General features: G+C 68.5%; 28 protein-coding genes. 11 read left to right on the forward strand and 17 right to left on the reverse strand.

What is annotated here, in order from left to right; all coding sequences use genetic code 11:
- Positions 1-36: 36 nt before the first annotated feature.
- Genes ABD810_RS01460 through ABD810_RS01470 form a run of 3 tightly spaced genes read right to left on the reverse strand, consistent with a single transcriptional unit; the run spans position 37 to position 1424 of the window.
- A complete protein-coding gene (locus ABD810_RS01460) occupies positions 37-609 on the reverse strand; it encodes an anthranilate synthase component II (RefSeq protein WP_344933207.1) in 573 nt (190 codons plus the stop codon).
- Positions 606-788: a hypothetical protein gene (locus ABD810_RS01465; RefSeq protein WP_344933209.1), complete on the reverse strand. Its 183-nt coding sequence runs from the start codon at positions 786-788 to the stop codon at positions 606-608. The genes ABD810_RS01460 and ABD810_RS01465 overlap by 4 nt, the downstream gene beginning before the upstream one ends.
- Positions 789-815: 27 nt before the next feature.
- Positions 816-1424 carry a class E sortase gene (locus ABD810_RS01470; protein ID WP_344933210.1) on the reverse strand — a complete coding sequence of 203 codons (609 nt, stop codon included), beginning with the start codon at positions 1422-1424 and terminating at the stop codon, positions 816-818.
- Positions 1425-1780: 356 nt separating this feature from the next.
- On the opposite strand from ABD810_RS01470, the gene ABD810_RS01475 reads away from it, so the two are divergent.
- Positions 1781-2026, forward strand: a complete 246-nt coding sequence (locus ABD810_RS01475; protein ID WP_344933212.1) for a cell division protein CrgA — start codon at positions 1781-1783, stop codon at positions 2024-2026.
- A gap of 78 nt (positions 2027-2104) precedes the next feature.
- Here the strand turns inward: ABD810_RS01475 and ABD810_RS01480 are convergent, their stop codons facing one another.
- Together ABD810_RS01480 and ABD810_RS01485 are read right to left on the reverse strand one after the other, a co-directional pair.
- The gene (locus ABD810_RS01480) at positions 2105-2986 is read right to left on the reverse strand and encodes a rhomboid family intramembrane serine protease (protein ID WP_344933214.1); all 882 of its coding nucleotides are present in this window, start codon (positions 2984-2986) and stop codon (positions 2105-2107) included.
- Positions 2987-3195: 209 nt separating this feature from the next.
- The gene (locus tag ABD810_RS01485; RefSeq protein ID WP_344933216.1) at positions 3196-3729 is read right to left on the reverse strand and encodes a peptidylprolyl isomerase; all 534 of its coding nucleotides are present in this window, start codon (positions 3727-3729) and stop codon (positions 3196-3198) included.
- Between the two features lie 165 nt (positions 3730-3894).
- On the opposite strand from ABD810_RS01485, the gene ABD810_RS01490 reads away from it, so the two are divergent.
- The 4 genes from ABD810_RS01490 (at position 3895) to ABD810_RS01505 (ending at position 7514) form a co-directional block, all read left to right on the forward strand.
- Positions 3895-4386, forward strand: coding sequence for a DUF5324 family protein (locus tag ABD810_RS01490; protein ID WP_344933218.1), 492 nt, complete (start codon positions 3895-3897; stop codon positions 4384-4386).
- A 113-nt stretch (positions 4387-4499) separates the two neighbouring features.
- Entirely contained in the window at positions 4500-5573 is a 1074-nt protein-coding gene (locus ABD810_RS01495; RefSeq protein ID WP_344933220.1) for an Rv3169 family protein, read from the forward strand.
- 77 nt (positions 5574-5650) lie between these two features.
- Positions 5651-6085, forward strand: a complete 435-nt coding sequence (locus tag ABD810_RS01500) for a Rieske (2Fe-2S) protein (RefSeq protein WP_344933222.1) — start codon at positions 5651-5653, stop codon at positions 6083-6085.
- A 112-nt stretch (positions 6086-6197) separates the two neighbouring features.
- Entirely contained in the window at positions 6198-7514 is a 1317-nt protein-coding gene (locus ABD810_RS01505) for an AI-2E family transporter (protein ID WP_344933224.1), read from the forward strand.
- A gap of 193 nt (positions 7515-7707) precedes the next feature.
- Here the strand turns inward: ABD810_RS01505 and ABD810_RS01510 are convergent, their stop codons facing one another.
- The 5 genes from ABD810_RS01510 to lpdA form a co-directional block, all read right to left on the reverse strand.
- Positions 7708-7911, reverse strand: coding sequence for a DUF6203 family protein (locus ABD810_RS01510; RefSeq protein WP_344933226.1), 204 nt, complete (start codon positions 7909-7911; stop codon positions 7708-7710).
- 129 nt (positions 7912-8040) lie between these two features.
- Positions 8041-8595: an RICIN domain-containing protein gene (locus ABD810_RS01515; RefSeq protein ID WP_344933228.1), complete on the reverse strand. Its 555-nt coding sequence runs from the start codon at positions 8593-8595 to the stop codon at positions 8041-8043.
- A gap of 93 nt (positions 8596-8688) precedes the next feature.
- Positions 8689-9189 carry an RICIN domain-containing protein gene (locus ABD810_RS01520; RefSeq protein ID WP_344933230.1) on the reverse strand — a complete coding sequence of 167 codons (501 nt, stop codon included), beginning with the start codon at positions 9187-9189 and terminating at the stop codon, positions 8689-8691.
- Positions 9190-9378: 189 nt separating this feature from the next.
- Complete coding sequence (locus ABD810_RS01525) at positions 9379-9753, reverse strand: DUF2267 domain-containing protein (protein WP_344933232.1); 375 nt, start codon at positions 9751-9753, stop codon at positions 9379-9381.
- An 82-nt stretch (positions 9754-9835) separates the two neighbouring features.
- Positions 9836-11236, reverse strand: coding sequence for a dihydrolipoyl dehydrogenase (gene lpdA, locus ABD810_RS01530; RefSeq protein ID WP_344933234.1), 1401 nt, complete (start codon positions 11234-11236; stop codon positions 9836-9838).
- A gap of 543 nt (positions 11237-11779) precedes the next feature.
- Between lpdA and ABD810_RS01535 the strand changes: the two genes are divergently transcribed.
- Both ABD810_RS01535 and ABD810_RS01540 read left to right on the forward strand, forming a co-directional pair.
- Positions 11780-12199 carry a hypothetical protein gene (locus tag ABD810_RS01535; protein WP_344933236.1) on the forward strand — a complete coding sequence of 140 codons (420 nt, stop codon included), beginning with the start codon at positions 11780-11782 and terminating at the stop codon, positions 12197-12199.
- Between the two features lie 186 nt (positions 12200-12385).
- The gene (locus ABD810_RS01540; RefSeq protein WP_344933238.1) at positions 12386-12991 is read left to right on the forward strand and encodes an ArsR/SmtB family transcription factor; all 606 of its coding nucleotides are present in this window, start codon (positions 12386-12388) and stop codon (positions 12989-12991) included.
- 86 nt (positions 12992-13077) lie between these two features.
- Here the strand turns inward: ABD810_RS01540 and ABD810_RS01545 are convergent, their stop codons facing one another.
- Positions 13078-14109: a hypothetical protein gene (locus tag ABD810_RS01545; RefSeq protein ID WP_344933240.1), complete on the reverse strand. Its 1032-nt coding sequence runs from the start codon at positions 14107-14109 to the stop codon at positions 13078-13080.
- A complete protein-coding gene (locus tag ABD810_RS01550; protein WP_344933242.1) occupies positions 14109-15188 on the reverse strand; it encodes an NlpC/P60 family protein in 1080 nt (359 codons plus the stop codon). Before ABD810_RS01550 ends, ABD810_RS01545 begins: the two co-directional genes overlap by 1 nt.
- A gap of 175 nt (positions 15189-15363) precedes the next feature.
- Here ABD810_RS01550 and ABD810_RS01555 point away from each other — a divergent pair, with 175 nt between their 5' ends.
- Entirely contained in the window at positions 15364-16458 is a 1095-nt protein-coding gene (locus ABD810_RS01555) for a helix-turn-helix domain-containing protein (protein WP_344933244.1), read from the forward strand.
- A gap of 58 nt (positions 16459-16516) precedes the next feature.
- Here the strand turns inward: ABD810_RS01555 and ABD810_RS01560 are convergent, their stop codons facing one another.
- Entirely contained in the window at positions 16517-17344 is an 828-nt protein-coding gene (locus ABD810_RS01560) for a DUF72 domain-containing protein (RefSeq protein WP_344933246.1), read from the reverse strand.
- Positions 17345-17473: 129 nt separating this feature from the next.
- Here ABD810_RS01560 and ABD810_RS01565 point away from each other — a divergent pair, with 129 nt between their 5' ends.
- Together ABD810_RS01565 and ABD810_RS01570 are read left to right on the forward strand one after the other, a co-directional pair.
- Positions 17474-17956 (forward strand): MarR family winged helix-turn-helix transcriptional regulator, encoded by a 483-nt coding sequence (locus ABD810_RS01565; protein ID WP_344933248.1) that lies wholly within the window; start codon positions 17474-17476, stop codon positions 17954-17956.
- 77 nt (positions 17957-18033) lie between these two features.
- On the forward strand, positions 18034-19596 hold the full coding sequence (locus ABD810_RS01570) for a DHA2 family efflux MFS transporter permease subunit (protein WP_344933250.1): 1563 nt from the start codon (positions 18034-18036) through the stop codon (positions 19594-19596).
- Here ABD810_RS01570 and ABD810_RS01575 read toward each other — a convergent pair.
- The gene (locus tag ABD810_RS01575) at positions 19538-19816 is read right to left on the reverse strand and encodes a hypothetical protein (RefSeq protein ID WP_344933252.1); all 279 of its coding nucleotides are present in this window, start codon (positions 19814-19816) and stop codon (positions 19538-19540) included. The genes ABD810_RS01570 and ABD810_RS01575 overlap by 59 nt on opposite strands.
- A 365-nt stretch (positions 19817-20181) precedes the next feature.
- Between ABD810_RS01575 and ABD810_RS01580 the strand changes: the two genes are divergently transcribed.
- A complete protein-coding gene (locus ABD810_RS01580; protein WP_344933254.1) occupies positions 20182-20772 on the forward strand; it encodes a mycothiol-dependent nitroreductase Rv2466c family protein in 591 nt (196 codons plus the stop codon).
- A gap of 295 nt (positions 20773-21067) precedes the next feature.
- Here ABD810_RS01580 and ABD810_RS01585 read toward each other — a convergent pair whose 3' ends face one another.
- From ABD810_RS01585 to ABD810_RS01595, 3 genes are all read right to left on the reverse strand, one after another.
- Entirely contained in the window at positions 21068-22411 is a 1344-nt protein-coding gene (locus ABD810_RS01585) for an MFS transporter (protein WP_344933257.1), read from the reverse strand.
- Between the two features lie 303 nt (positions 22412-22714).
- Positions 22715-23923, reverse strand: a complete 1209-nt coding sequence (locus tag ABD810_RS01590) for a GNAT family N-acetyltransferase (protein ID WP_344933260.1) — start codon at positions 23921-23923, stop codon at positions 22715-22717.
- Positions 23920-25287: an ATP-grasp domain-containing protein gene (locus ABD810_RS01595; RefSeq protein ID WP_344933263.1), complete on the reverse strand. Its 1368-nt coding sequence runs from the start codon at positions 25285-25287 to the stop codon at positions 23920-23922. The genes ABD810_RS01590 and ABD810_RS01595 overlap by 4 nt, the downstream gene beginning before the upstream one ends.
- Positions 25288-25561: the final 274 nt, after the last annotated feature.

Below are 25561 nucleotides of genomic sequence, written 5' to 3' on the forward strand. Positions count from 1 at the left end.
ACCCTCATCCGATAGTCGTCCTGAGGACGCTCGGCGTTACACGATCTGGGCGAGCCAATTCGCGAAAAGTTTGGCCCCCTGCTGTGAAAGCACCGATTCGGGGTGGAACTGCACGCCTTCGACGCGAACGTCCCTGTGCCTGAGCGCCATGATGACCCCCGAGTCCGTGACGGCGCTCACCTCCAGGACCGCCGGCATGGTGTCCGGCACGACGGCCAGCGAGTGGTACCGGGTCATGGTGATCGGCGAGGGAAGCCCGTCGAAGACACCCCGCCCATCGTGGGTGATCTCGCTGGTACGGCCGTGCATCAACTCGGGCGCGCGGGCCACGACGCCTCCGTACGCGACGGCGATGGCCTGGTGACCGAGGCAGACGCCCAGCAGCGGAAGGTCGTGCTCGGCGCAGAAGCCCACCAGTGGGATGCTGACCCCGGCCGCCTCGGGTGTGCCCGGGCCCGGGCTGATGACCACGCCATCGAAACCCTCGGCGTCCTGCACGCGCACATGGTCGCGCGGCCGGACGTCGCACTCGGCGCCCAGCCGGCGGAGATACTGCACGATCGTGTGGACGAAGCTGTCATGGTTGTCCACCACGAGTACGCGAGTCATCGGCCTACGGTCACCTGGTCGAGGGGCACGTGCGGCTCCAGCATGGGGAACACGACATACCACAGTACGACCCCCGCCAGACTGCTCAGCAGCAGCACCGTGACGAGCTTGACCCAGATCCCACCAGGGATGACACGCCAGATCCATCCGTACATCGGGTCCCTCGCTTCCGGGAACATGGGTGAGGCCTGCTTGCGGAACGGCACTCAGTCCGTTCGGCGCTCCCGCTTGCCGGACAGGACGCCGAAGACCACGAGCCGCTGCCGTGCGGAGTACTCGGGGTGACAGGTGGTGAGCGTGATCAGGGCTTGGCTGGGCCGTTCGCCGGGATGGCTGGGCACGGGCGCGACGACGTCCACGTCCGTCGGATAGACGACCTGCTTGCCGGAGACCCGGTAGGTGTAACGGGCTTCGGGGGCCTCGATGACGATGTCGTCGCCCCGGCGCAGCTCGTCGATCCGGTTGAAGGGCGCGGCGTAGGTCGTCCGGTGCCCGGACAGCACGAAGTTCCCCACCTTGCCGGGTAGCGCGGTGCCCGGATAGTGTCCCGGCCCTCTGCGCAGGTGCTCGGAGCCGACGCCTTCGAGGATCGCGTACTCGTAGTCCCGGCCGAACCGGGGGATGCGGATCAGCCCCACGGCGTCGCCGATATCGAGCTTCGCGAGCTTCGGGGTCTCCTGGAGCTGTCGCTTGAGGATGCGCTGGTACCACTCGGTGTAGGAACTGGTCCCCCACAGCAGGTAGGCGCAGAACAGGAGCATCACCAGACCGGCGGTGACGCTCAGCTCGCCGCAGGCCCGCAGCAGCGCCCTCATGGCGGCTCAGCGCCCACAGGCCGTCCGGCCGCCACTCGCCCGGGGCAGGCCTTCTTGGGCCCGCCGAGCGGCGGAGGAGCGTCCACAGCAGGCGGCATGGTCACGACAAGATCCGGGTCCGAGGTCGGCGGCGCGCGTACCACGCCCTGGGCTCGCAGAGTAGTGGCGGCGACCGCGCACCGCCCGCGCGACGGCCCCTCTTTGACGCACACTTTGCCCGCGAGCGAGAGCTTGTTCGGCCCGGAATCGCCGTTCGCGGCCCGTGCCGACTAGGCTTACTCCGGTCGTCGTACACCAGCGACTACGCTGGCTGCCAGAGCCCGCGACACCCTGCGGGCCCCACCAGGAGAGCTGCCGTGCCCAAGTCCCACACTCGCAAGAAGGCGGTCTACACCCCGCCGCAGAAGTCGCAGCAGGTCAAGGTGAGCCCCCGTTGGCTGGCACCGGTCATGGTGACCTCATGGATCATCGGCATCCTGTGGATCGCGGTGTTCTACATCATGCCGACCGCGCCGGGCATCGTCACGCTCGGCAACTGGAACCTTCTGGTCGGGTTCGTCTTCATCATCTTCGGCGTGGTCCTGTCCACTCGCTGGCGTTAGCCGCTCGCCGAGAGCCCCTCCGGCAGGTGGCGGGCGATTTTCCACAGGGTTTATCCACAACCTGGGGAAGCAGCTCCACTAGCCGCCGAGCGGGGTCATGAACACCACGATCGCCACGCACACGGCGAGCACCGCAAGGGCCGTGGCCAGCTGGAACGCCTTGCGGTTCTTGCCGGGTGCGTAGGCGAACAGCGCCGTCACCAGGGTTCCCGTCACCAGGCCGCCGAGGTGGCCCTGCCAGCTGATGCCCGGGATCACGAAGGTCAGCACCACGTTGATCCCGATCAGCCAGAGCACGCCGCGCACGTCGTATCCCAGGCGGCGGGCGACCACGAACATCGCGCCGAACAGGCCGTAGATCGCACCCGAGGCTCCCACGGACGCCCAGCCGAAGAGGTAGACGGCGACCGAACCGCCGAGGGCCGACAGCAGGTACACGCCGGCGAACCTGAGCGAGCCGAGCATCCTCTCGAGCTGCGGGCCTATGACGAACAGGGCCCACATGTTGAACAGGATGTGCCAGTACGACGGCGGCGGGGCGTGCAGGAACGCCCCGGTGAACAGCCGCCACCACTCGCCGGCGGCGACGTAGTCCGCCGACATCTGGAAGCGGTTGAGGACCAATGGGGCGTTGACCACCTCGCCGAGGTAGGCGAGGACGTTGATCGCCATCAGCGTCCACGTGACCACGGGTGTGGTGACGGGCCTGCCGCCGAACGGAGCCTCGGCGGCGCGGATGGTCTTGCTTCCCTCGCGCACGCACTCGACGCACTGGTGGCCGACCGAGGCCACCCGCATGCAGTCGGGGCAGATCGACCGGTCACAGCGCTGGCAGCGCACGTAGGTCTCACGGTCGGGGTGCCGGTAACAGGTGGGCACGGCATCCGCGCCGTACGGACCCGGCTGCGCCGGGCCCTGGGGCCGGTCCGAGGAATTCGGGTGATCTGGCTGAGTGGTCATCGCAGGTTCGAGGCCCCTTCGCCTGTGCGCTTATACACAAGACTGCCACCCTATTCACGCCTCCGGGCACCAAGCGCCATCTACGCCGCCAGATCGCCGGCTCCGGCCGGCTCCAGGCGGCCCCGGGCCGGCCGGAGCCGCCTTCAGAGAGCCTTACCTCGGGGCCATCTCGTGGTACCAGGCCCCGCGCGTCCCTCCGGAGCCGACGCTCAGGAGGACACGCGCTCGATGACGACTTCCTGGATGACCACGTCGGTGACCGGGCGCTCCTGCCGGGTCGGGGTCTTGGAGATCGCGTCCACGATGTCCGCTCCCTCGATCACCTCGCCGAAGATGGTGTGCTTGCCGTTGAGGTGCGGCGTGGGGACGACCGTGATGAAGAACTGCGATCCGTTCGTCCCCCTGCCGAAGCGCTTGCCGGCGTTGGCCATGGCGAGCAGGTAGGGCCGGTTGAACTGCAGGTCCGGATGGATTTCGTCGTCGAAGTCGTAACCCGGACCGCCGATGCCCTGACCCAGCGGGTCGCCACCCTGGATCATGAAGTTCTGGATGACTCGGTGGAAGATCGTGCCGTCGTAAAGCTTGTCGCTGGACTTCACCCCGGTCTCGGGGTGGGTCCACTCGCGGTCGCCCTCCGCGAGCTCGACGAAGTTGCGCACGGTCTTGGGCGCGTGGTCAGGGAAAAGGCGGAGTTTGATGTCTCCGAGAGAGGTGCGCAGTTTTGCGATGAGAGTCTCAGCCACGAGGAGACTACCCCCTTCTATATGCCCGTTTTCTGGGTCAGATTTGTGATGTTTTGCTGACTATGGCGCATTGACCTACCTCGCATCCTCCCATGCGCGTCAGGATTGAGCCGCTATCGAGCGGGAAGGTGAGCCTGCGGGGCCCCAAGGACAGGGGAGGTCATCGTGTCCCTGACACTCAGGAAACGCCGCGTCACTCTGGTAATGCCCACGACGCGGATGGGTCGAATGAAGGCCCAAGCCATGAAGACGGCCGAGCAGGTCCGCCCGATGGCGAACACCGCCCGAGAGGTCGCCGCACACCGGATCGAGGACGCTCGCGTCTGGGCCGCACCCAAGTTCGATCGTGCGGCTCACTCGGTGGAGGAGCAGATCGCTCCCAAGGTAAGCGCGTTCCTCGTCCAGGCGGCGGAGAAGATCGATCCCGCACCATCTGTCAGACGACGCGGCCGCTGGTCGACCATCGCGCTGCTGGCCGGGTTCGCGGCCTGCGCCGTGGGGGTCGTGCTCTATCGCAACAACACCCGCCAATGGGCCGACTCGATGAAGGACACCACTGCTGATGCCAGCAGGTGGTCCGGTGACAGAGTGGAGGGCATAAGCAGCACCGAGGAGTCCATCAGACCGGGCGACGAAACCTCGCGAAAGATGTATTGATCGGATACGCGGCACGCGCCCCCCGAGATCGCTCTCGGGGGGCGCGTCTCGTTGTTGACGGGTGCCGGGCGCTTGGTAGAACGTGTTCCACATCACCGACCCGTGGAGCACCGATGACGCTGTCGCCGCTCGATGACTTTCCGATCCACCAGACCTCGCAGGTGATGCGCCATGTCGCCACCTCGGACCGCAACTTCTATGACCGGTACTACTTCAACTGTCATGCCGGCTCCGACGAGCTCATGCTGATCATCGGTATGGGGCAGTATCCCAACCTGGGTGTGACGGACGCCTTCGCCTGCGTGCGGTGGCGGGACCTCCACCGGGTCGTCCGGGCGTCCAGGGAGATCGGAGACGACCGGATGGACACGCGCGTGGGTCCCTTCCGCGTAGAGGTCGTCGAAGGCCTCAAACGCCTTCGAGTCGTCCTGGAGGACAACGAGCACGGCCTGTCGTTCGACCTGAACTGGGAAGGCACGATCCCGGCGACGATGGAGCCCCGGCATTTCATCCGCTGGCAGGAGCGCGTCATCTTCGACTCGACACGGATGGCGCAGACGGGCCGGTGGACCGGGCACATCATGATCGGCGACGAGCGTGTCGAGGTCACCCCCGACCGCTGGCAGGGCACCCGGGACCGCTCCTGGGGCATCCGGCCCGTGGGCGAGCCGGAGCCTCCCGGCATCCAGTCGAAGAACGCCGGCACGTTCTACTGGCTCTACGCGCCCATGCAGTTCGACGACCACGCGATCCTGTGCATCGTCCAGGAGGACGAGAAGGGCCGCCGCCTGCTGGAGGAGGCCGTACGCGTCTGGCCCTCGGGCGAGGAGGAGTATCTGGGGCGACCGGAATACCACCCCGAGTACGCTCCCGGCACCCGGGACGTGACCTCGGCCACCATCACGTTCTCCCCGCCGGGCGGCAAGCCGTTCGACCTGCGGTGCACGCCCATCCTGCCCGTGCACCTGATGGTGGGAACGGGATACGGCCTGGAGCCCGGCTGGAAGCACGGCATGTACCAGGGGCCGGAACCGGTCGTGCAGGGCGTGACCCACACCTTCCCGGAGGACGCGGCGAGGATGTGGGGCATGGTCGACGCCGTCGGCCGTTTCGAGTACGACGGCAACGTGGGCTACGGCCTCTACGAATACTGGGCGCTCGGCCCGCATCCGTCCTTCCCCGAATGACCATTCCTCGTTCTCACCCCCTGCTCAGGTGTACGTTCCGGAGTGAAGTTCCTCACCCCCCAGCAGTGGAGGTTGGCATGCCGGCCGACGATACAGGGACGACCCGCCGTAAAGTGATCTTCCGGAGCGTCGCGGGCGGTTTCGCCGCCGTACTGGGCCTGGTCGGCATGCGACCGGCGCAGGCGTCGGTGGACGCGGCGTCGGACACGAGCGACGAGGCCGCCGCGAAGCCGATTCTCGCCAGGACCAAGAACATCCCGATCGGCGGCGGGAAGATCATCAAAGGCAAGTACGTGGTCACCCAGCCCAAGAAGGGCGTGTTCCGGGCGTTCAGCGCCAAGTGCACCCATCAGGGGTGCGCGGTGGCCACCGTCCGGGGCGGCACCATCAACTGTCCCTGCCACGGCAGCAAGTTCAAGATCTCGACGGGCGCCGTGGCGCAGGGCCCGGCCGACCGGCCTCTGCCGCGTAAGAGGATCACGGTCTCCAAGGGCGTCATCCGCCTGAAGTAGGGATCCTGTCCGGCGTTCCCGCTCAGCGGGTGGGGACGCCGGACCATCGTTTATCGGGATTTATCAGGGCTGCAACGGGACTAGGCGACCTCCTGGCGGGCAGCGGGGACGCGTGTCCGAGACCGGTAGTTCCGAGCGCGCGGAGATCTCCAGCGTGTTCCCCCCTTTTCCCGGCGGCGGCGACAACGCCGCCGACCCGCCTGGAGATGAGACTCGCGTGCCGGGCTCCACAGGCCCGGGAGCCGAACTCTCCCCCAACGTCCGCCCCGCCGAGCCGCGGCCGGCGGAGCGCGATGGACCTGCCGCCGACCCCGAGGACAAGGACGCGGGCGACGGATCCCCTTCCGGGACGCGCAAGGTCGACCAGAAGGAGTACGAGCAGCCGTTCGGACGGCCGGGCCGTCCGCTGCGTAGCAATCCGTTCCTGTTCGGCCTGACCGCCGCGCTGGGCGTGCTGACCGCCTGGCTGATGGTGCAGGCGATCGCCAGCGCCGGATCGGCGCTGGTCCTGATCATCGTCTCGCTGTTCCTGGCGGTCGGGCTCAACCCCGCCGTCGAGGCGCTGCAACGGCGTAACCTGTCCCGCCGCCTGGCGATCACCATTGTGTTCGGGGCGGTCATCGCGTTCTTCGTGGGCTTCGGGCTGGCGATCGTGCCCCCGCTGACCGACCAGACCTCGGGATTCATCCAGCACCTTCCCGAGTACGTGCAGCAGCTCCAGAACCACCCGCTCATCCGTTCGGTGGACCAGCGCTACCAGGTGCTGGACAAGCTGCAGCAGTACGTCAGCAGCGGCAGCCTCGCGACCCAGATGTTCGGTGGGCTGCTCGGGGTGGCCACCGTCGTGATCAGCGCGGTGTTCAGCGGACTCACCATTTTGGTGCTGACCCTCTACTTCCTCGGCTCGCTGAACTCGATCAAGGAGACCGCCTACCGGCTCGTGCCGCGCTCCCGGCGCACCCGGGTGCAGCTCCTCGGCGACGAGATCATCAGGCAGATCGGCGGCTACGTCGCCGGGAACCTGATCATCTCGTTGATCGCCGGTGTCGTGACCTTCTTCTTCCTGTCGATCCTCGGTGTGCCGTACGCGCTGGCGCTGGCCATCTTCGTGGCCATCACCGACCTCATCCCCATGGTGGGCGCGGTCGCGGGGGCCGTGGTCGTGTCGGGGGTGGGCTTCCTGACCTCGGTGCAGGTCGGCATCGCCTGCGTGATCTTCTTCATCGTGTACCAGCAGATCGAGAACTACGTGATCTCGCCTCCGGTGTTCAAGTCCTCGGTGGCCGTCCCGCCGATCGCCACGATCGTCGGAGCGCTCCTGGGCGGGGCCCTGCTCGGCATCGTGGGCGCCCTGCTGGGCATCCCGCTGGCCGCCGCGGTGCTGCTCCTGGTGAGAGAGGTCGTGTTCCCCCGCCAGGAACGGCTCTGAACCGGCGGGGTTCACCCGCTCACTCCAGGTGGGTGGAGCACCCGTGCCCTCCGCGGTGATCTCGTACACCGTGCGCTCGGGCCGCCGGCCCTCGCGTGTCGTCTCGACCGGGCTGACACGCTCGCCCAGACAGCACAAGACCCCCGGACGGCGGGCCCAGGGGCATCCGGGGGTGAACGTGCGAGCGGGGGCCCTACTTGCGGTTACGAGCCGAAGGGCCCTGCCACGCGTCGGGGTTGCGGGACTTGCGGCCGGGCTCACGCAGCACGTCGGTCCGCTTGCCCGCCTGCTCGCCGCGCCGCTTCCGCATCACCAGCCATCCGATGCCGAGAATGACGAGTCCGAAAGGTGTGCGGGCGAGCCAACGGGTCGCCACGAGTTGCAGAATCCTCTTCATGCCTGGTCCTCCCTCTGGTGGTTCCGGCTCCCCTCTACCCTCCCGACCGGTGAACATGCTGATGCGGGGGCAGGGCCCGCTCGGCGGCGCACGCGAGCCGGCACGGACGGGCACGTCACGGGGAAGGCGTCAGAGCTTCCACCGCTGGTTGCTCCAGCGGTTGCAGTCCCACAGATGCACCCGGGCGCCGTTGCTGCCGACCCCCTTCAGGTCGGCGTCGAGGCAACGACCGTTGGCGAGGTTGTAGATCGTGCGGCTGTTCCGGTCGTACACCCACTGCTGGTTGGCCCGGCCGTTGCAGTCCCACAACTGGACGCGGGTGCCGTTCCTGTTGAGGTTCCCCCGGTCGGCGTCGAGGCAGCGGCCGTTGGACAGGCTGCGGATCGTGTGGGTGGCCGGATCGTAGCTCCACGACTGGTTCGCCCAGCCGTTGCAGTCCCACAGCTGGATGCGCGTGCCGTTGGTCCCGATGCGGCCCAGATCGGCGTCCAGGCACCGGCCGTCGGCCCGGCTGTGGATGGGACCGGTCCCCCTGACGGTGGCCGGCGCGCCCGCCGCTCCGGTGTGGGTGGACGAGGTCCCGGCGATGGCGGCCGGTACGCCCGTCGGAGCCGCGACCACCGCCGCGCAGCTCAGCGCGACCGTTTTGAGCACCTGAGCCGTTCTGGTGATGTTCCGTCGCATCGTGCCTGATCTCCTTCGCGACGCCGGACACCTACTCTGCGTAGTCGAACCTACACGCGGCGGACCGGAGCCGGCGGGCTCGACACGACGCCGTCAGACGGTCCACTTCTGGTTGGCCCAGCCGTTGCACTCCCACAACTGGACCTTGGTGCCGTTGGTGCCGATGCCGCCGAGATCGGCGTCCAGGCACCTGCCGTTGTACAGGCTGTAGATGGTATGGCTGATCGCGTCATAGATCCACTTCTGGTTGCTCCAGCCGGTGCAGCCCCACATGTGCACCTTGGTGCCGTTGCCGCCGATCGTGTTCAGGTCGGCGTCCAGGCAGCGGCCGTTGTACTGGCTGCGGATCGTGTGAGTTTTCACGTCATACGTCCACTTCTGGTTGTTCCAGCCGTTGCAGTTCCACAGCTGGACCTTGGTGCCGTTGCCTCCGATGGTGTTCAGGTCGGCGTCCAGGCAGCGCCAGTTGCTGTGGCTGCGGATCGGGCCGGGGCCGCCGACGGCGGCCGACACGCCCGTCGAGCCGGCGACGACCATCGTGCAGCCGAGCGCGACCGTGAGCACTTGAGCCGCCCTGGTGAAGTTCCGTCGCATCGTGCCTGATCTCCTCTTCGTGCGCGAGCCATGCGGCGGCGAAGGGAAGCAGCGAGGAACGACATGTCGCTGAGGGATCCGGCCTTCGCCTGGCGCGCCCGGTGCGAGAGCACGCCGTCAACTACTGTGCGTAGCCGAACTTATACGCCAAGCGAGAAGGTGAAGCGAGCGGACACGGCGAGGAGGGTCTCAAACCGTGGCTTCGGCAAGGCTGTGGAACTCCGCCGGGAGCTGGGACAGGACGTGGGTGAACACCTCGTCGCCGACCACCTCCCGAAGGGTGGTCATCACCGCGCGGATCCCCTGCCGGGCCTCGCGGTCGTTCAGTCCCGTCTGCGAGCTCACCCGGTCGACGAAATCCTTCGCTCCGAACCGGTGCACCTTGTCGTGCGGGACCACCGATTCCTTGAGGGATTCCGGGAGGTACAGGGCAAGGTGACGGGCCTCACCGTGGCTGAGCCGATCGGCCAGGGTCGACAGTGTCGCGCGGGTGAGGTCGGCGGCTTCCTCGCGTGACAGGTTCGCACGCTCGGCCACCGTCCGGGCGAACTCCCTTTGATCCATACAGGTGCCTTGCCCGTTGCCCGTACGGCGAACCGTCAGGCCGGATCTTCTACCCGACCTGACGGGTTGACGCGCACGGAGCTCAGAGGTTGATCATGTGACCCGAGAGACCGTGGATGGCCTCCTTCACGGCCTCGCCGAGCGTCGGATGCGCGTGCACGTTACGCGCCACCTCGTTGACCGTCAGATCCCACTGCTGGGCGAGTGTCAGCTCGGGAAGCAGCTCCGTGACCTCGGGCCCGATGAGATGGGCGCCGAGCAGTTCGCCGTACTTGGCGTCGCTGAGGATCTTGACGAACCCGGTGGGGTCCCCCAGGCCCTGCGCCTTGCCGTTCGCGGTGAACGGGAACTTCGCCACCTTCACGTCGAAACCCTTGTCACGCGCCTGGGCCTCCGTGTAGCCGAAGCTCGCGATCTGCGGCTGGCAGAAGGTCGCGCGCGGGATCATCACGTAGTCGAGCTCCATCGTCTCCTCGTCGGCGATGGTCTCGGCGGCGATGATCCCCATGGACTCGGCCGCGTGCGCGAGCATGAGCTTGGCCGTGACGTCGCCGATGGCGAAGATGTGCGGCACGCTGGTGCGGCACAGCCCGTCGATGTCGATGGCGCCCCGGGCGGTGAGGCGCACCCCGGTGTTCTCCAGCCCGTACCCCTCGACGCGCGGCTGGAAGCCGATGGCCTGCAGTACCTTGTCCGCTTCGAGCGTCCGCCGCTCCCCGTCCCGCGACACCGTCACGCGCACCTTGTCGCCGGACTCGTCGATGGACTCGACCTTGGTCGAGGTCAGGATCTCGATGCCGAGCCGCTTGTAGCGTCGCGCCAGCTCGGTGGACACCTCCTCGTCCTCCAGGGGGACGACGCGGTCCAGGAACTCGACGATCGTCACCTTCACCCCGTAGTTGTGCAGCACGTAGGCGAACTCCACGCCGATGGCGCCGGCTCCCGCGATGACGATGCTCTCCGGTAGCCGATCGCTGAGGATCTGCTCCTCGTACGTCACCACCCGGTCGCTGATCGAGGTGCCGGGAAGCAGCTTCGTGGTCGCCCCCGTGGCGATGACGCAGTGGTCGAACGTCACCGTCTCCGAGCCACCGTCGCCGCCGGCCACCTGGATGGTGTTCGCGTCGGTGAAGGTGCCGCGGCCGTTGTACTCGGTGATGCCGTTCTTCTTCATGAGGAAGTGAACGCCCTTGACCCGGCCGTCGGCGACCTTGCGGCTCCGCTTGTAGGCCTCGGAGTAGTCGAAGGTGACCTGACCCTCCACGTGGATGCCGTACGTCTTGGCCTCACGGGTGAACAGGTGTGCCAACTCCGCGTTGCGCAGCAGCGCCTTGGAGGGGATACATCCCACGTTGAGGCAGACGCCTCCCCAGTAGCGTTCCTCGACGACCGCCGTGCTGAGCCCGAGCTGGGCGGCCCGAACGGCCGCAACATACCCACCGGGGCCGGCTCCGAGAACCACGACGTCATAATGAGCACTCATGCACCGGACGATATGGGGTGTGGGCGCACAGCGCCCCACCGGGGTCCGAGAGGGTCTCCGCGTCACGAGCCAGACCGCGAACTACCCTAGTGACGCATTTGTCACGCGAAAGCCGTCCGCAACCGCATACAACGGACACACTTCTGAAAACCGGTCGAATCAGATTAACGCCTAGTCGCGCGAAACGAGCCTCGACTTAGGCTTTTGCCGTCAAAAGAAGTGAAAACCGGGTGAGTCCTGCTTGGGCGCTCGCGAATCGCACGGATCTGTCCGACTTATGGGGGTCCTCGGCCGAGAGTACCTGGCCCGCCTGAGCAGCCGTTATAGCAAGATCAAGACGAGCATGTCAGCGGAAGTCGGGAAATATCGAACCGAAGACCACAACAAGAGATTAAGCACATAGCAAAAGTAGAAGTTATTCGTTTGTCACGCGTCCAGCCCGGAAAAAAGACAACTGGGCAGACTCACTGAGTCACCACCACATTCACCCACAATCAGGGTGAGTGTCTCAAGCAACCCGAAGTCGTCCAAGGGGGATACGCAATGCCCAAGGTCCAGAAATTTGTGGGCACGCTAGTCATCGGCGCCGCACTCACCGGGGGCATGGTTGGCCTGGGGGCCGCGACCACGGCGACCAGCGCCAGCGCGACCAGCACCATCAACACCATCAGCACGTCGAACTCGGGCGACTACCGGGACTGGACCCGCCAACGGAACCGGAACCGGAACTGGAACCGGAACTGGAACCGGAACCGCTCGCTGGCCCGCAACTGGAACCACTCGCGCGCCCGTAGCTGGGCGCGCAACTTCGCCCGTCACCTGAACCGCAGCCTCAGCCGTAGCACCAACCGCCAGGCACAGGCCATCAATATCCGACTCGTCTTCCCTGGTTCGATTGGCGCGCCGGTGACGGCGTCCTCCACCACGACCGCACCGAGCGCATCATCCTCGTTGAGACACTGACGCCTGGAGTGCCCGTGTTCCCCGAGGCCGTGGTGTCCCCTGACACGGCCGCCGGGGGAACACGGGCACCCGGCAATGCCGATGTGTTCTCTCCGTGATCCAGGCAAACGTAATACCGCAGCAGGCCTAACCTCCGACAACTTACCAAGTCTTGACAAGTTATTCTGTCGGTGCGATGGTGGTGAGATGCTGGATGTGGCGGTGATCGAGGACCCGGCCGCGGCCGAGGTCTCGCTGGACCCGATACGGGCCCGGTTGCTGGCCGAGCTCGCCGTGCCCGGTTCCGCGACGACGCTGGCCGCCAAGGTCGGCCTGCCACGGCAGAAGGTCAACTACCATCTCAAGGCGCTGGAGCGTCACGGCCTGGTCGAGCTGATCGAGGAGCGCCGCAAGGGCAACGTCACCGAGCGCGTCATGCGCGCCACCGCGGCGTCGTATGTGATCTCACCGGCCGCGCTGGCCGAGGTGCAGCCCGACCCCTCACGCGCCCCCGACCAGTTGTCGGCCCGCTGGCTGCTGGCGCTCGCCGCCCGGCTGGTGCGCGACGTGGGAACCCTGGTCACCGGCGCGGCCAAGGCGCGCCAGAAGGTGGCCACCTTCGCGATCGACGGCGAGATCCGGTTCGCCTCGGCCGCCGATCGTGCCGCCTTCGCCGAGGAACTGGCCGGCGCGGTAACCACCCTGGTCGGCAAGTACCACGACCAGACCGCCAAGGGCGGCCGCGACCACCGCATCGTCGTCGCCGTCCACCCGAGCATCACCGGGGAACAGGGCGCGCGGCCCGCCGGCTGACGGCCACGGCCGCGGTACCCCCGCCTGCGATCTGTACCGGACGCGCGAGAGCCCGGTCGCGAGGCGCGACCGGGCTCCCGGCTGGATCAGCGGACGTTCAGGGGACGGTAGGCGAGGAAACCGGCCCCCGGGGACAGGCCGTGGGTCAGGCGCCGGTGGTCGGTGCCGTAGCCGCGGCGCTGCTGGTAGGCCCAGTACGAGCGGTGCCGGGTGTCGGCCCACTTGTCGAATATGATCACTTGCCGCGCGGCGGCAGGACCGGTGGCCCTGATGACCAGGTCCCCGGGCCGCAACTCGGAGATCGGGATCGGCCTGCTGTGGACGGCCGAGACCAGCCCTGTGGAAACGGGGCCCGGGGCGCCGAGCCGCAGCGCCATCGAGGCGTAGCCGGATCCGTCGGTGCGGTAGCCGCCGTACGTCTTGGTCTGGCTGTAGGGCACGCGCTGCGCGGTGCCCGGCTTCCAGGTCTTGGCGCGGGCGATGACCTGGGCCCGCGTCAGGCCTGAGGCGGGCCACAGGGCTGAGACGATCTTCCCCGCGTCTCCCGCCTGCGGTTGGTACCGCTCCGGGAACTTCGACACCTGCACGCGCTGGCAGACGTCGCCCACCGGCGCCGTACGCCAGGAACCGTCCGGGTACTTGCGGAGCATCTTGTCGAGGAAAGCGCCGGTCGCCCATGCCACGTCGAGCCGCTGGGCCGCGCTGCCCCAGGCGAGCCGCTGCTGGAACACGCCCAGGCTGTCGTGGTCCACCTCACGGTTGATGTTCCGCACGCCCGATTCGATGATGGCGGTGGTGATCGCGATGACCGCCGCCTCCCGGGGCAGCCCCCGGGAGCGGACCGTCCCGACCACCGTCCGGGCGCAGGAGACGCGGTAGCCGTCAATGTAACCGTGCATCTTCATCGTCAGCAGGGGGTCGAGCCGCGCGGCCAGTTCCTCGTCGGCCGCCGTCACCCCTCCCGACCCGCAGGGGGAGGTCGGCAGCGGGGCGGCGGAGGTCGCCGCCCCGGCGGAGGTGCCGGGGACGGTCACCATCGTGGCCACCGCGAGGAGGAGGAACGCCCTCGCGATCCCGGCCGCCCGTGGCGGACCGGCGGTCGGACCTGACCGGCGCACTAGCGGATCCTCAGCGGGCGGTAGGCGCGGAACTGGGTGCCGGTGGTCAGCCCGTGCTTCACGACGCGGTAGTCGGTGCCGTAACCGGCGCGCTGCTGGTAGGCCCAGTACGAGGTGTGCTTGGCGTCGGCCCACTTGTCGAAGATGACCACCGAACGCGCCGTGGCGCCACCCACCGGGTCGATGACCAGGTCGCCCTGCAGCAGTTCGGTCATCTTGATGGGACGGCTGTTGGCGCTCGAGGCCAGAGCCGCCGTCACCGGTCCCGGCTTGGCGAGGCCCAGCGTCATGGAGACGTAGCCGGATCCGTCGGTGCGGTAGCCGCCCAACGTCTTGGTCTGGCTGTAGGGCACGCGCTGCGCGGTGGCCGGCTTCCAGGTCTTGGCCCGGGCGATCACCTGGGCGCGGGTGACCGTGGGAGCGGGCACCGGGGCGTCCTCACGGATGTTGAGCGCCCGGTACGGCTTGTACTCGGTCTTGGCCGCCAGGCCGTAGGTCCGTGTCCGGTAGTCGGTCCCGTACCCGCCGCGCTGCTCGTAGGCCCAGTACGAGGTGTGCTTGGCGTTGGCCCACTTCTCGAAGATGACGACGTGCCTGGTCGTGTTCGTGCCGATGGCGTCGATGATCAGGTCACCCTTGCGCAGTTCGGAGATCTTGATGCGCTTGGAGTAGGTGCTCTTGGCCAGCCCGACGGTGATCGGCCCCGGCTTGGCGAGCCCGAGCGCCATGGACACGTAGCCCGAGCAGTCGGTGCGGTAGCCGCCGCGCGTCTTGGTCTGGCTGTACGGCACCCGCTGCGCGGTGTGCGGGTGCCAGGTCTTGGCCCGGGCGATCATCTGCGAGCGGGTGATCGGCGCCGCGGCCGCCAGCAGTTGCGGCGTGCCTTCCGGCGCCGCGGTCGGAGTGGGGGTGGGGGTGGGGACGGGGGTCGCGGTGGGAGTCGGGGTCGGGGTGGGCGCCGTGAGGGAAAGGGTCATCGCTTGCGCGGACGCCGCGGGCGCCAGGACACTCCCGCATGCGACCGCTGCGATGAGCGCCAGACTTCTTGCCGTGATCCAGGAGGTTCGGTCCGAGGGCATGTGCTCTCCTATTGTTCCTGCCGTTGATCGTTCGGTTTGGCCGGCCGGGCACACACGCTGACAGGAAATTCCTGAAACACATCGTGAAATTGGTGAAGTTGGGACAATAGCTCCCAAGGTGTCGACATGACCTGCGATGACTCAGGCCCCTGAGACAAGGTTGGGACGAACCACCGTGGTGAATGGAATCGGGAACACGAGCCGGAGCCGACGGCAGCGACCGCTGTCCGATGACCTGCCCGAGCCGACCCGCGTTCTCCTGCAGGAGCTGAGAGCCCTGAAGGAACGAGCCGGGTTCGACCTACGCGCGCTGGAGCAGGCGACACACGCCAGCCGATCGTCCTGGGGGCGATGGCTCGCGGGAGAGACATGGATTCCCCTGGACGCGGTGGAAGGGCTCGCCCGGCTGTGCCGGGCGGACCAGAACCGCTTCCGTGAGCTGTGGGAGGCGGCCGAACAAGCCCGGCGCGCGGCGGGGGTCGCGGAGACGGGTGAGCGGATCCGGGAGGAATCAACGGAGGTCGCGGAGACGGGTGAGCGGATCCGGCAGGAGGCGGCAGGGGGCCGGGCGGGTGAGCGGATCCAGGAGGAAACCATGGAAGAGCTTCCCGGTCACACCGCGCCACGCGGGCCGACGGGCCGCCTGCGACGGCGCGTCCTCATCGGAGCGGCGCTGGGCCTGTCCGTCGGCGTCGGCATGGTCGCCGGCGCCGTGCTCGGAGGATCGGCGCTCGGAAGCCGGGCGGGTGGCGACACCCGGACCGCCGGCCCCACGCTGCAAAGCGGGGCCGGTGGTGCCACCAGACCGGTGAGGCCGGTGGCGACCATCGACCGGGCCACGGTGATCGCCCGGGCCAGGAGCTGGCGCCCCACCACCGCACAACGCGTGCCGTACAGCCAGTTCAAGTCGCACGCCGGTTATCGGACCGATGGGTCCGGCTACGCCTCCATGGCGCTCGGGCTCGCGAAACCGGGCCCCAACACGATCAGCCTGGCCTCACCGGACTACAGCCGCCGCGTCAAGATGACCGAACTGCTCCAGGGCGACCTGGTCATCGACCCACTGGGCGGCAACACCGCCCGAGCGGTGGTCATCTTCGACAAGTGGGCCGACGCCGGGCGCACTTCGTACTGGGCCTACCAGCAGCGCGCCGGCTACGGCACCGACCACCGCGTCGTGAAGCACGGGCTCAAGCCGGGTGACCAGTTCCGGGCCTACCGGCCGATCAACATCCGCGGCCCGGCCCAGATCACTCCCGCCCCGAGGTGACCCGCGCCACGTCGCGGGCGCCCTCATCGCGGTGTCGCCTCGTGCGGTGGCAGGGCGGTCAGAAGAGGGTCAGCGGCTCGGTCGGCATGGGCTCGGGGAGCGGATCGATCTCGGGCACCAGGGCCCGCACCTCCTCGTGGAAACGACGGGCGAGCATCAGCGCATCGGCGTTGTCGGGGGTGTGGATGAACACCGTCGGCGAGCGGCCTTCGCGCAGCCATTCGGTGACCGTGCCGATCCATGGCCGCCAGCCCTCGATGGTGCGGGCCGTGTCGTCCCTGCCGAGGTAGCGGACGATCGGATGGCCGGTGAGAGCGGACGACCGGCGCGGCAGGCGCGGCTTCCTCGTCCACGCGTCTCGTTCGTCGTCGCTGGTCGGAGGGCTCTGGAAGAAGGCGGTGGTGTCGAAGGGGATCCATTCGGCGTCGACGCCGGCGAGCGCCGTCTCGAGAAGCCGTTCGGCTCGCGCGTCGTCGAAGAACGCGCGGTGGCGGACCTCGACGGCGTACCTGTACGAGCGGGGGAGCCGGCGAAGGAATCCCGCCAGGGCGCCGACGTCGCCTGGAGCGAATGATCCAGGCAGTTGGACCCAGAGGGCGTGGGCTCGCGGTCCGAGTGGCTCGATCGCCTCCAGGAACGATCGGAGCTCCTCGTCGACTCCGGTGAGGCGGCGCTCGTGCGTGATCGTCTTGGGCAGCTTGGCCACGAAGCGGAAGTCGGGGGTGGTCTGCCGCGCCCACGACTCCACCGTGCCTCTCGGCGGGGTCGCGTAGAAGGTCGTGTTGCCCTCCACCGCGTTGCACCAGGTCGCGTAGGACCGCAGGCGCTCCTCGGGAGGGAGGGGGTGAGGCAGGAAACGCCGCTGCCATGGTGTGTGAGCCCACATCGCGCATCCCACGTGAAGCCGCATGGCCTCGACGCTATCCAACGACCGGCAGGCTCAAAAGCCGAACGCAGCCGGGAAGTGCTGCTGCTAATAGATAATCCAGAATGGGATAGTTGTTATCCTAGGGATATGACCGCCATGGCGCCCGCCCGCACAGAACCGGACCTGTCGTTCCTGCTGGACCACACCAGCCACGTGCTGAGAACCCAGATGGCGGCGGCGCTCGCCGAGATCGGGCTGACGGCACGCATGCACTGCGTGCTGGTTCACGCTTTGGAGGAGGAGCGCACACAGATCCAGCTCGCCGAGATCGGCGACATGGACAAGACCACGATGGTGGTCACCGTCGACGCCCTGGAGAAGGCGGGCCTCGCCGAGCGTCGTCCGTCCACCACGGACCGGCGGGCCCGGATCATCGCGGTCACCGAGAAGGGCGCGGAGATCGCGAGGCAGAGCCAGGAGATCGTCGACGGCGTGCACAAGGCGGCCCTCGGTTCACTGCCCGCAGCTGAGGCCGAAGTGCTGCTGCGGGCCATGAACCGCCTGGTGAAAGGACACCTGGCCACCCCGGCCGAGGCGCCGCAAGCGGTCCGCCGGGCACGGCAGCACTGAAATAGATCTGAAGAGGATCGTCTGTTACAGAACTATCTGCTACGGTCATTCCTGTTCCCTTCGAACAGGAGACGACCGTGTCGCACACCGCACCTCCCCCCACCGGCACGTCCCGGTCACGCTGGACGGCGCTCGCCGTGCTGTCCGCCGCGATGCTCATGACGATCCTGGACGGCAGCATCGTGACCGTGGCGATGCCGGCCATCCAACAGGACCTGGGCTTCTCGCCGGCCGGGCTCAGCTGGACCGTCAACGCGTACCTCATCGCCTTCGGCGGATTACTCCTCCTGGCCGGCCGGCTGGGCGACCTCATCGGCCGTAAAGCCATGTTCCTGGCCGGGAACGCGGTCTTCACCGCCGCGTCGCTGCTGGCCGGAGCCGCCACCGGGCCCGGCATGCTGATCGCGGCCCGGTTCCTGCAGGGCATCGGCAGCGCCATGGCCTCCGCGGTCGTGCTGGGCATCCTGGTGACGTTGTTCACCGAACCCAGGGACCGCGCGAAGGCGATCGGCGTCTTCAGCTTCACCGGCGCCGCCGGTGCCTCGATCGGCCAGGTGCTGGGCGGAGTCCTCACCGATGCGCTCAACTGGCACTGGATCTTCTTCATCAACCTGCCCATCGGGCTGGCGACGATCGCGCTGGCGATCAGGGTGCTGCCGGGCGAACGCGGGGCCGGGCTCGCCGCCGGGGCCGACGTCATCGGCGCCGTGCTGGTCACCGGCGGGCTGATGCTGGGCATCTACACCGTTGTCAAGATCGAGCAGTACGGCTGGCTCGGCCCACACACACTCGGCCTCGGCGCGGTCTCGCTTGTCCTGCTGGCCGCGTTCGTCGCCCGTCAGGCGACCGCCAGGACCCCGTTGATGCCACTGCGGATCTTCCGCTCGCGCAACGTCTCCGGCGCCAACCTGGTCCAGATGCTGACGCTGTCGGCCATGTTCGCCTTCCAGATCATCGTCGCGCTCTACATGCAGAAGGTCCTCGGTTACGGCGCGCTCGACACCGGCCTCGCGATGCTTCCCGCGGCGGTGGCCATCGGCGGCGTGTCCCTGTTCGTCTCCGCCCGGCTCAACACCCGCTTCGGCGCGCGTGCCGTCCTGCTGGCGGGCCTGGTGCTCCTGCTCGGGGCGATGGGCCGGCTCACCCGCGTCCCGGTGGACGCCGACTACGTCACCGACCTGCTCCCGGTGATGCTGCTGATCGCGGGCGGCGGGTTGGTGCTCCCGGCGCTGACCACGCTCGGCATGTCCGGGGCCAAGGCCGACGACGCGGGCCTGGCGTCCGGGCTCTTCAACACCACCCAGCAGATCGGCATGGCCGTCGGCGTCGCGGTGCTGTCCACACTGGCCGCCTCGCGTACCGAGGAGTTGCTGTCCGCCGGGGAGAGCCAGGCGGCCGCGCTGACCGGCGGCTACCACCTGGCCTTCGGTGTCGCCGCCGCCCTGCTCCTGGCCGCCTTCGCCGTCGCGCTCATCGTGCTGCGGCAGCCCGGAACGGATACCCCGGTGCAGGACGCGGCCCCCGCCGAGCCGGCCGTCCAGCGGCCGGCCGGGCGTTTACCGCGCCCATCACATCCGGACATCAGTCACGACCGGGATCGCCTCTCTGCCACGTCTCGAACTGGATGGCCGGCTCGCTGAACCGCTTCGCCTTGGCGACGCAGTCGGGGCAGATGGGTTCCCTGACCGATCTGGCGGTGGCTTCCGCCGTCGGCTCACGGAAGCTGCCCAACACCGTCATACCTGGAGGAAGACCGGTCTCGGGATCGATCATGACCGTCGTGGCAGTCGCCGGGATGAAGCCGAAGGTGCGCTTGCATGCGTAACATCTGCCGATTGTGGTGATGTGCTCGTCTGCCATGCGTCTGTCCTCCTCTACCGCACCGTACAACTTGCGGTCGAGGCGGTCACATCATGTGCCGGCGGCTCCTGCCGGGGGGCGACGCCACGTCGGCCGTGGCTTCTTGACCCTGACAGCTGGTGCATGCGGCCGTCGAGGTGGAGCCCGGCACCAGCGACGACGGGACGTCCACACCTTGGCAGAGGAAACGACAAGGTCGTGTCGCCGGGCCTATCGGAGTGTCGGCGGCATTCTGGAATAAGACAGGGGCGGACGCGGGTGGGACGATGAGGCCCGGGGTACCTCGCCGGGCCAGCCTGAGCCTGAGCCGGGCCGCGGCAGTGGTCGCCGACATCCGCAGAACGCCGACGACAGGATGTGACGCCGTGAGCATCACCCTATGGTTCGACCCCATCTGCCCCTTCACCTGGCGCACCTCGCGATGGGTCCGGGACGTCGCCACCCGCCGTGGCGAGCCGGTGACCTGGCGGTTCATGAGCCTGGCCATCCTCAACGAGGGCAAGGAGATCCCCGAAAGGCTGCACAAGGCGCACCAGAAGTCGCGTGCGGCGCTGCGTGTGCTCGCCGCCGCCGAGGAGGGGTTCGGCCAGCCGGCCGTCGACCGGCTGTACACCGCGATCGGGCACCGCGTGCACGACCTCGACGACGATCTCACGCCGGACACGCTCGCCGCCGCGCTGGCCGACTCGGGGCTTCCGTCCGACCTGCTGCGGGCCATGGACGACACCGCGCTCGACACGCTGGTCAGCGAGAGCCACCACCTCGGGCAGTCCCGGGTCGGCACCGAGAGCGGCAGCCCGGTGACCGCGATCGACGACGGGCCCGGTTTCTTCGGCCCGGTGGTCGCGAGCGTTCCCGCGGCCGACGAGGCCGACCGGCTCATCGACGCCATACGGCTGCTGTCCACGGTGCCGGTGTTCAGCGAGCTGAAGCGCGAACGCGCCCCCCTGAGCTGAACTCCGGCGCAGGAACCGAACTCCGGTGCCTGAGCCGAACTCCGGCGCAGGAACCGAACTCCGGTGCCTGAGCCGAACTATGGCGCCTGCGATGAACATCAGCGCTGGAGCCGAACATCGCGCCGGAGTAATGAGATACGCCGCAGGGGCGGAAGGTTTCCCTTCCGCCCCTGCGGCGTATCTCTCTCCCGGCTGCCCGTCCTCCTTCCCTGGTCTCCGGGATCTCCTGGTCCTGGTTCTCCGGGTTGCCCTCCTTCCTCGGGTCCTTGCCTTGCTGAGCGCCGTCGCGAGTGGCTCAGACCGCCTGCGGTGCGTTCTCCGCCGCCTCCGCGGCCCGCTCGGACTCCTCGAACCGGGTGATGGCGCTCGGCAGGGACCTGGCGAAGGCGAGCCAGCCGACGGCCAGCGCGATGATGCAGAAGAACATGGCGGGGCGCAGGCCGAGCGAGTCGCCCGCCAGACCGCCGACGATGCCGCCGACGCCGATCGCGCCGAAGGCGAGGAACCGGTACGTCGCCGAGACCCGGGCAAGCATGCCGTGGGGGGTGGCGCGCTGGCGCAGCGAGATGCCGTAGATGTTGAACACCGTCATGCCGATGCCGTAGATGATGAAGGACAGCGTGGTGAGCGCGATCAGCACGGCCTGCGACCCGGCGGCGAAGGGGATGATGACCGGGGCGATGGACGCCACGCCCATCCCGAGGATCAGCACGCGGGTCGTGCCGAGCTTGTCACCGATGAGCCGGGCCACGGCCGACCCCGCCAGCACGCCGATCGCGCCGAGGGACATCGTGAGGCCGACGAGCTGGGGCGAGAACCCGAGCACCCGGATGCCGTACAGCAGGTAGAGGGTGAGCACCGCCTGCTCGAAGAGGTTGAACCAGGCGCCCTGGAGGGTCAGCACGCGCAGCAGGGGCATCTTGGCGGTGAACTTCATACCCTCGGCGATCCGCTTCAGCGTTCCCTCGCCACGCTCCGGCACCCGTACGTGCTTCTCGCGGGTCCGGATGGCCAGCACGCCGATCGCGGCGAGCACGTAGGCGATGACGGCCGACACCATGGCGGTGGACCCGCCGAACGCGCCGATCAGCAACCCGCCGAGCCCGGGGGCGCCCACCATGGCCAGCGAGAACGCGACCTCCAGCCGGCTGTTCGCCTGGACGAGCTGGTCACTGCGCACGAGGTTCGGGATGTAGGCCTGGTAGGCGACGTCCGAGAAGGCGATCAGGGACCCCATGCCGAACGCCACGAAGAACAGTACGTAGACGTGCACGATGCCGAGCGAGGTGGCCAGCGGCAACGTGGCGGCGAGTATCCCGTTGCCGACGTAGGCGGCGATCAGGGCGGGCCTGCGCGGGCGCCTGTCCAGCCACGCGCCGGCGAAGAGGGTGACGACGAACACGGGGAAGAACTGCGCGGCGTTCAGCAGGCCGACCTGCGTCGGGGTGGCGGCGAAGGTGATCACCGCCATGAGCGGCAGAATTACCGCGAGGCTTTTCGACGCGAATTGGGCGACGATCTGGGAAAGCAGGAATTTAGTGAAGTCCTGGTTGATGATGAGCCGGGAGACCCGGCTTTCTCGTGGCCGTACCGAGGAATTGGCATGGCTTTCCTGTGCATGCAGCGTGGACACGGTCATGAATGATTTCCTTTAGAATCGTGACGGCCGCCCTTATGGGTTCTCATCGGCCCGGAGTTCGTTCTGTTAAGAACAACTCTGCGCTTTCCACGATCCTTGGAACAGACAATTCGAATGCAGCAAGCTGTCCTGCCCTGGCAGCTTCCTGTCAACCGCAGGCAGACCGAACCCCGCTGCGGCGTGCGCGTGAGCCCGCCGGCATGTCCCTGGACGCGAAGAAGTCCCATGGCCACCGGCCATGGGACTTCTTCACTTCACGCGGTTCCCCGCGTCGTCAGCGCCGCGCGCGGCGCACAGCGGGTGTCAGCAGAACGGATCCCACAGGTCGCGCACCAGCGCCTTGGCGACCGCCGGGGACGACTCGCCCCAGCCGGCCACGACGCCCGCGTTGTACGCGCGCACGTCGTCGCCGCGGTCGTCGAGCACGCTGTCGCGCGACAGGTCCAGCATCCACAGCGGGCGCAACTCCGCGCCGCGCAGCACCTTGGCCTCCGCGGCCTCGATGCCGGCGTGCAGCCACCGTATGCCGTTCTCGCAGGCGATGATCAAAGGGATGTAGTACACGAGGTTGAAGTACTCCGCGGCCCCCGCGAGCCGGTCGTAGTCGAACCCCGCCGCGCGCAGGTACAGGGTGTCGCCCCACATGTAGTAGAGGCAGTACCCGACGGGCTCCTCCCCCGGGCGGCGCAGCAGCAGCACGCGGGCGCCCGCGCCGAGCGCCTCGGACTGGATGCGGATGGACTCCGCGAGGTCCTCGACGTCGGCGTCGTGGCCGTACCGGCGCTCGGTGCACGCCAGCAGGCGGGCGGCCTGCAGGTAGCACTCACCGAGCGTGGTGTGGACGACCTCGTAGCCCGCCTCCAGGAAGTTCTTGCGGTCCCTGCGGACGATGCCGGCCCGCCGCTTGGAGGGCAGCGCGCTCATCCACTCGTCCCAGCCACCGTTCTCGGGCAGCGGGATCCAGGCGTCCGGCTGGAGCGCCACCGGCATGGCCTGCACTCCGGCGGCGCGCAGCGCGACGACGTCCGCCGTGGAGAGGAACATCGCGACGGTGGGGACGGCGCCCCGGCCCTCGAAGGCGCCGGCCGGGCCGAGGCCCTCGACGCCCACGGCGGCCAGCTCGCCGGCGAGGTTCTCCAGGCCGCCGAGGAGCTCCTTGGCGGCCTGCTCGCGCGAGAGGCCGGGCGTGGCGAGGATGTTCGTCTGGTATCCCCGGTGCGCGCCGACCAGCAGCCCGCTTGAGCCTGGCGACGGCAGCCCGGCCTCGCCGAGGATGCGATCCCACTGGTAGAAGGGGTTGCCGATCGAGCGCACGGCCGTCACCGGCACGCCGACCGTTCCGGCGCCCGGCACCTCCAGGTGCAGGCCACTGGTGGTGATGCCTCTGTCCCCCGCGCAGAAGCGCAGCCAGTCGACCGACGAGTAGAAGTGGTCCCTGGCGAGCGCGTCCCAGCGGGCGGGGTCCATGCCGCCCGTCACGTCGGCGAAGGCCGGGACCGGGATGTCGCTCACGAACGGCTCCCGGCGTCCGCGAGCACCCGGTCCGCCTGGCCCTCGTCCCCGTCGGCGGGGGTCTCGTCCGCCACCCTGATCGTCACCGTGGCGGTGTACTTCTCGGCGAGGGCCTCCGCCGGCGCGTCCAGGGGGGCGTCGAAGATGACGGAGACCGCGCGCGCCTCGGAGTCGGTCTGCGGGCCGAGCACGGTGCCCGGATGCTGGGTGACCAGGACGGCGTGGTCGCGCGGGGGCGCGTCGGCGGCGACCGGCTCGAAGATCGGCCAGTTGTTGTCGACCGACACCCAGGACGGCGGGGCGCCGGTGCTCGTCACATCGAGCAGGCTGCCATAGGGGTGCTCCAGGTAGACCTGGTACGCCCGGCGGCGGGGGGCCGGGTAGGAGGTGGGCACACCCAGGGCGAGGTCGATCATGACGGGCTCCAGCGGCTGCCCGGTGGCGAGGTGCCAGAGGAAGGTGATGCCGTCGCCCGGCAGGCGCGTGGCCACCTCCATCAGCACCGCGCGTCCCTCCGAGAGACGGAACTCGGCGTGGGTGATGCCATCGCCGAAGCCGATGCGGCGCAGCACCTCGGCGTTGGCGTCGAGCAGGGCCTTGACGTCCTCCTCCGGCAGCCGTGCGGGCGAGGTGTGGCCCATCTCGGTGAAGAAGATGCCGGTGGACTCGTTGGTCGCCTTGCCGGTGACGCCCGCCCAGATGACCTCGCCGTTCTGGGTGAGGGCCTCGACGGAGAACTCCGGCCCGACCACACGGCTCTCGACGAGCACGGTCTCGTCCTCGGGGTAGGTCGCGAGGATCGCGGGAAGCTCCTCGGGGTCCTTCACCTGGCGCACGCCGAGGCTGGAGAAGCGTCCGACCGGCTTGACGACCACGGGGAACGAGATGCCGTCGGAGGAGAAGCCCGCGCGCTCCTCGGGGGTGACCACGCGGAAGTCCGGCGACAGGTGCGGCACGGTCGTACGCTGCAGCAGCTTGTTGCGGCTGGTGCGGCTGGCGCCCGCCCCCGCGCCCGGCAGGTTGAGGCAGGCGCCGACCATGCCCACGGGCTCCACGAAGAAGTCCCCGATGCACAGCACACCACGCACGTCATAGCGCCGCAGGAGCGGCTGGATGGCGGGCACCACCAGGTCGACCTTCGGCTCGGCGACGTTGACGACGTCCGCCAGCAGCGACAGGGGGTGCGCGCCGTCGGCGCGGCAGGCCGCCAGCTCGTCAGGATCGGTGTCGGGCGTGACGACCAGCAGCGGGGCGTACCCCCGGCGGTGCGCCTCGGTGATGAGCCGGAGCTGCCTGGCGACGATCACCATGTCGCCCATGAAAAGGATGGCGGGCGGGCGGGACGAGTTCTTATCAATGGTCATGATGTCCGATTCCCTGAACAGGTGTCAGCCGGTGGTGGATAGTGCTCAGGGCGAGGGAATGTGCCGGGGAGTCCCACGTCGGCCCCGCCGGGTCCCGGGTCCCGGGCGACGGCCGGCGGAATCCTGACCGGTGCTCCGACCGGAGAATCCCATCGAGACGGAACTGAGATCAGAACCGGAAACGGGAAGGCGGGCGCGCACGCCGCAATGGCCGAGGGCCGTGGTTCGCCGGCCTCCCGCCGCACGCATGACGAACGCGCGTGGCCGGCCTCGA

This window comes from Sphaerisporangium flaviroseum (assembly GCF_039537005.1).
In the GTDB taxonomy this organism is placed as follows: Bacteria; Actinomycetota; Actinomycetes; order Streptosporangiales; family Streptosporangiaceae; genus Sphaerisporangium; species Sphaerisporangium flaviroseum.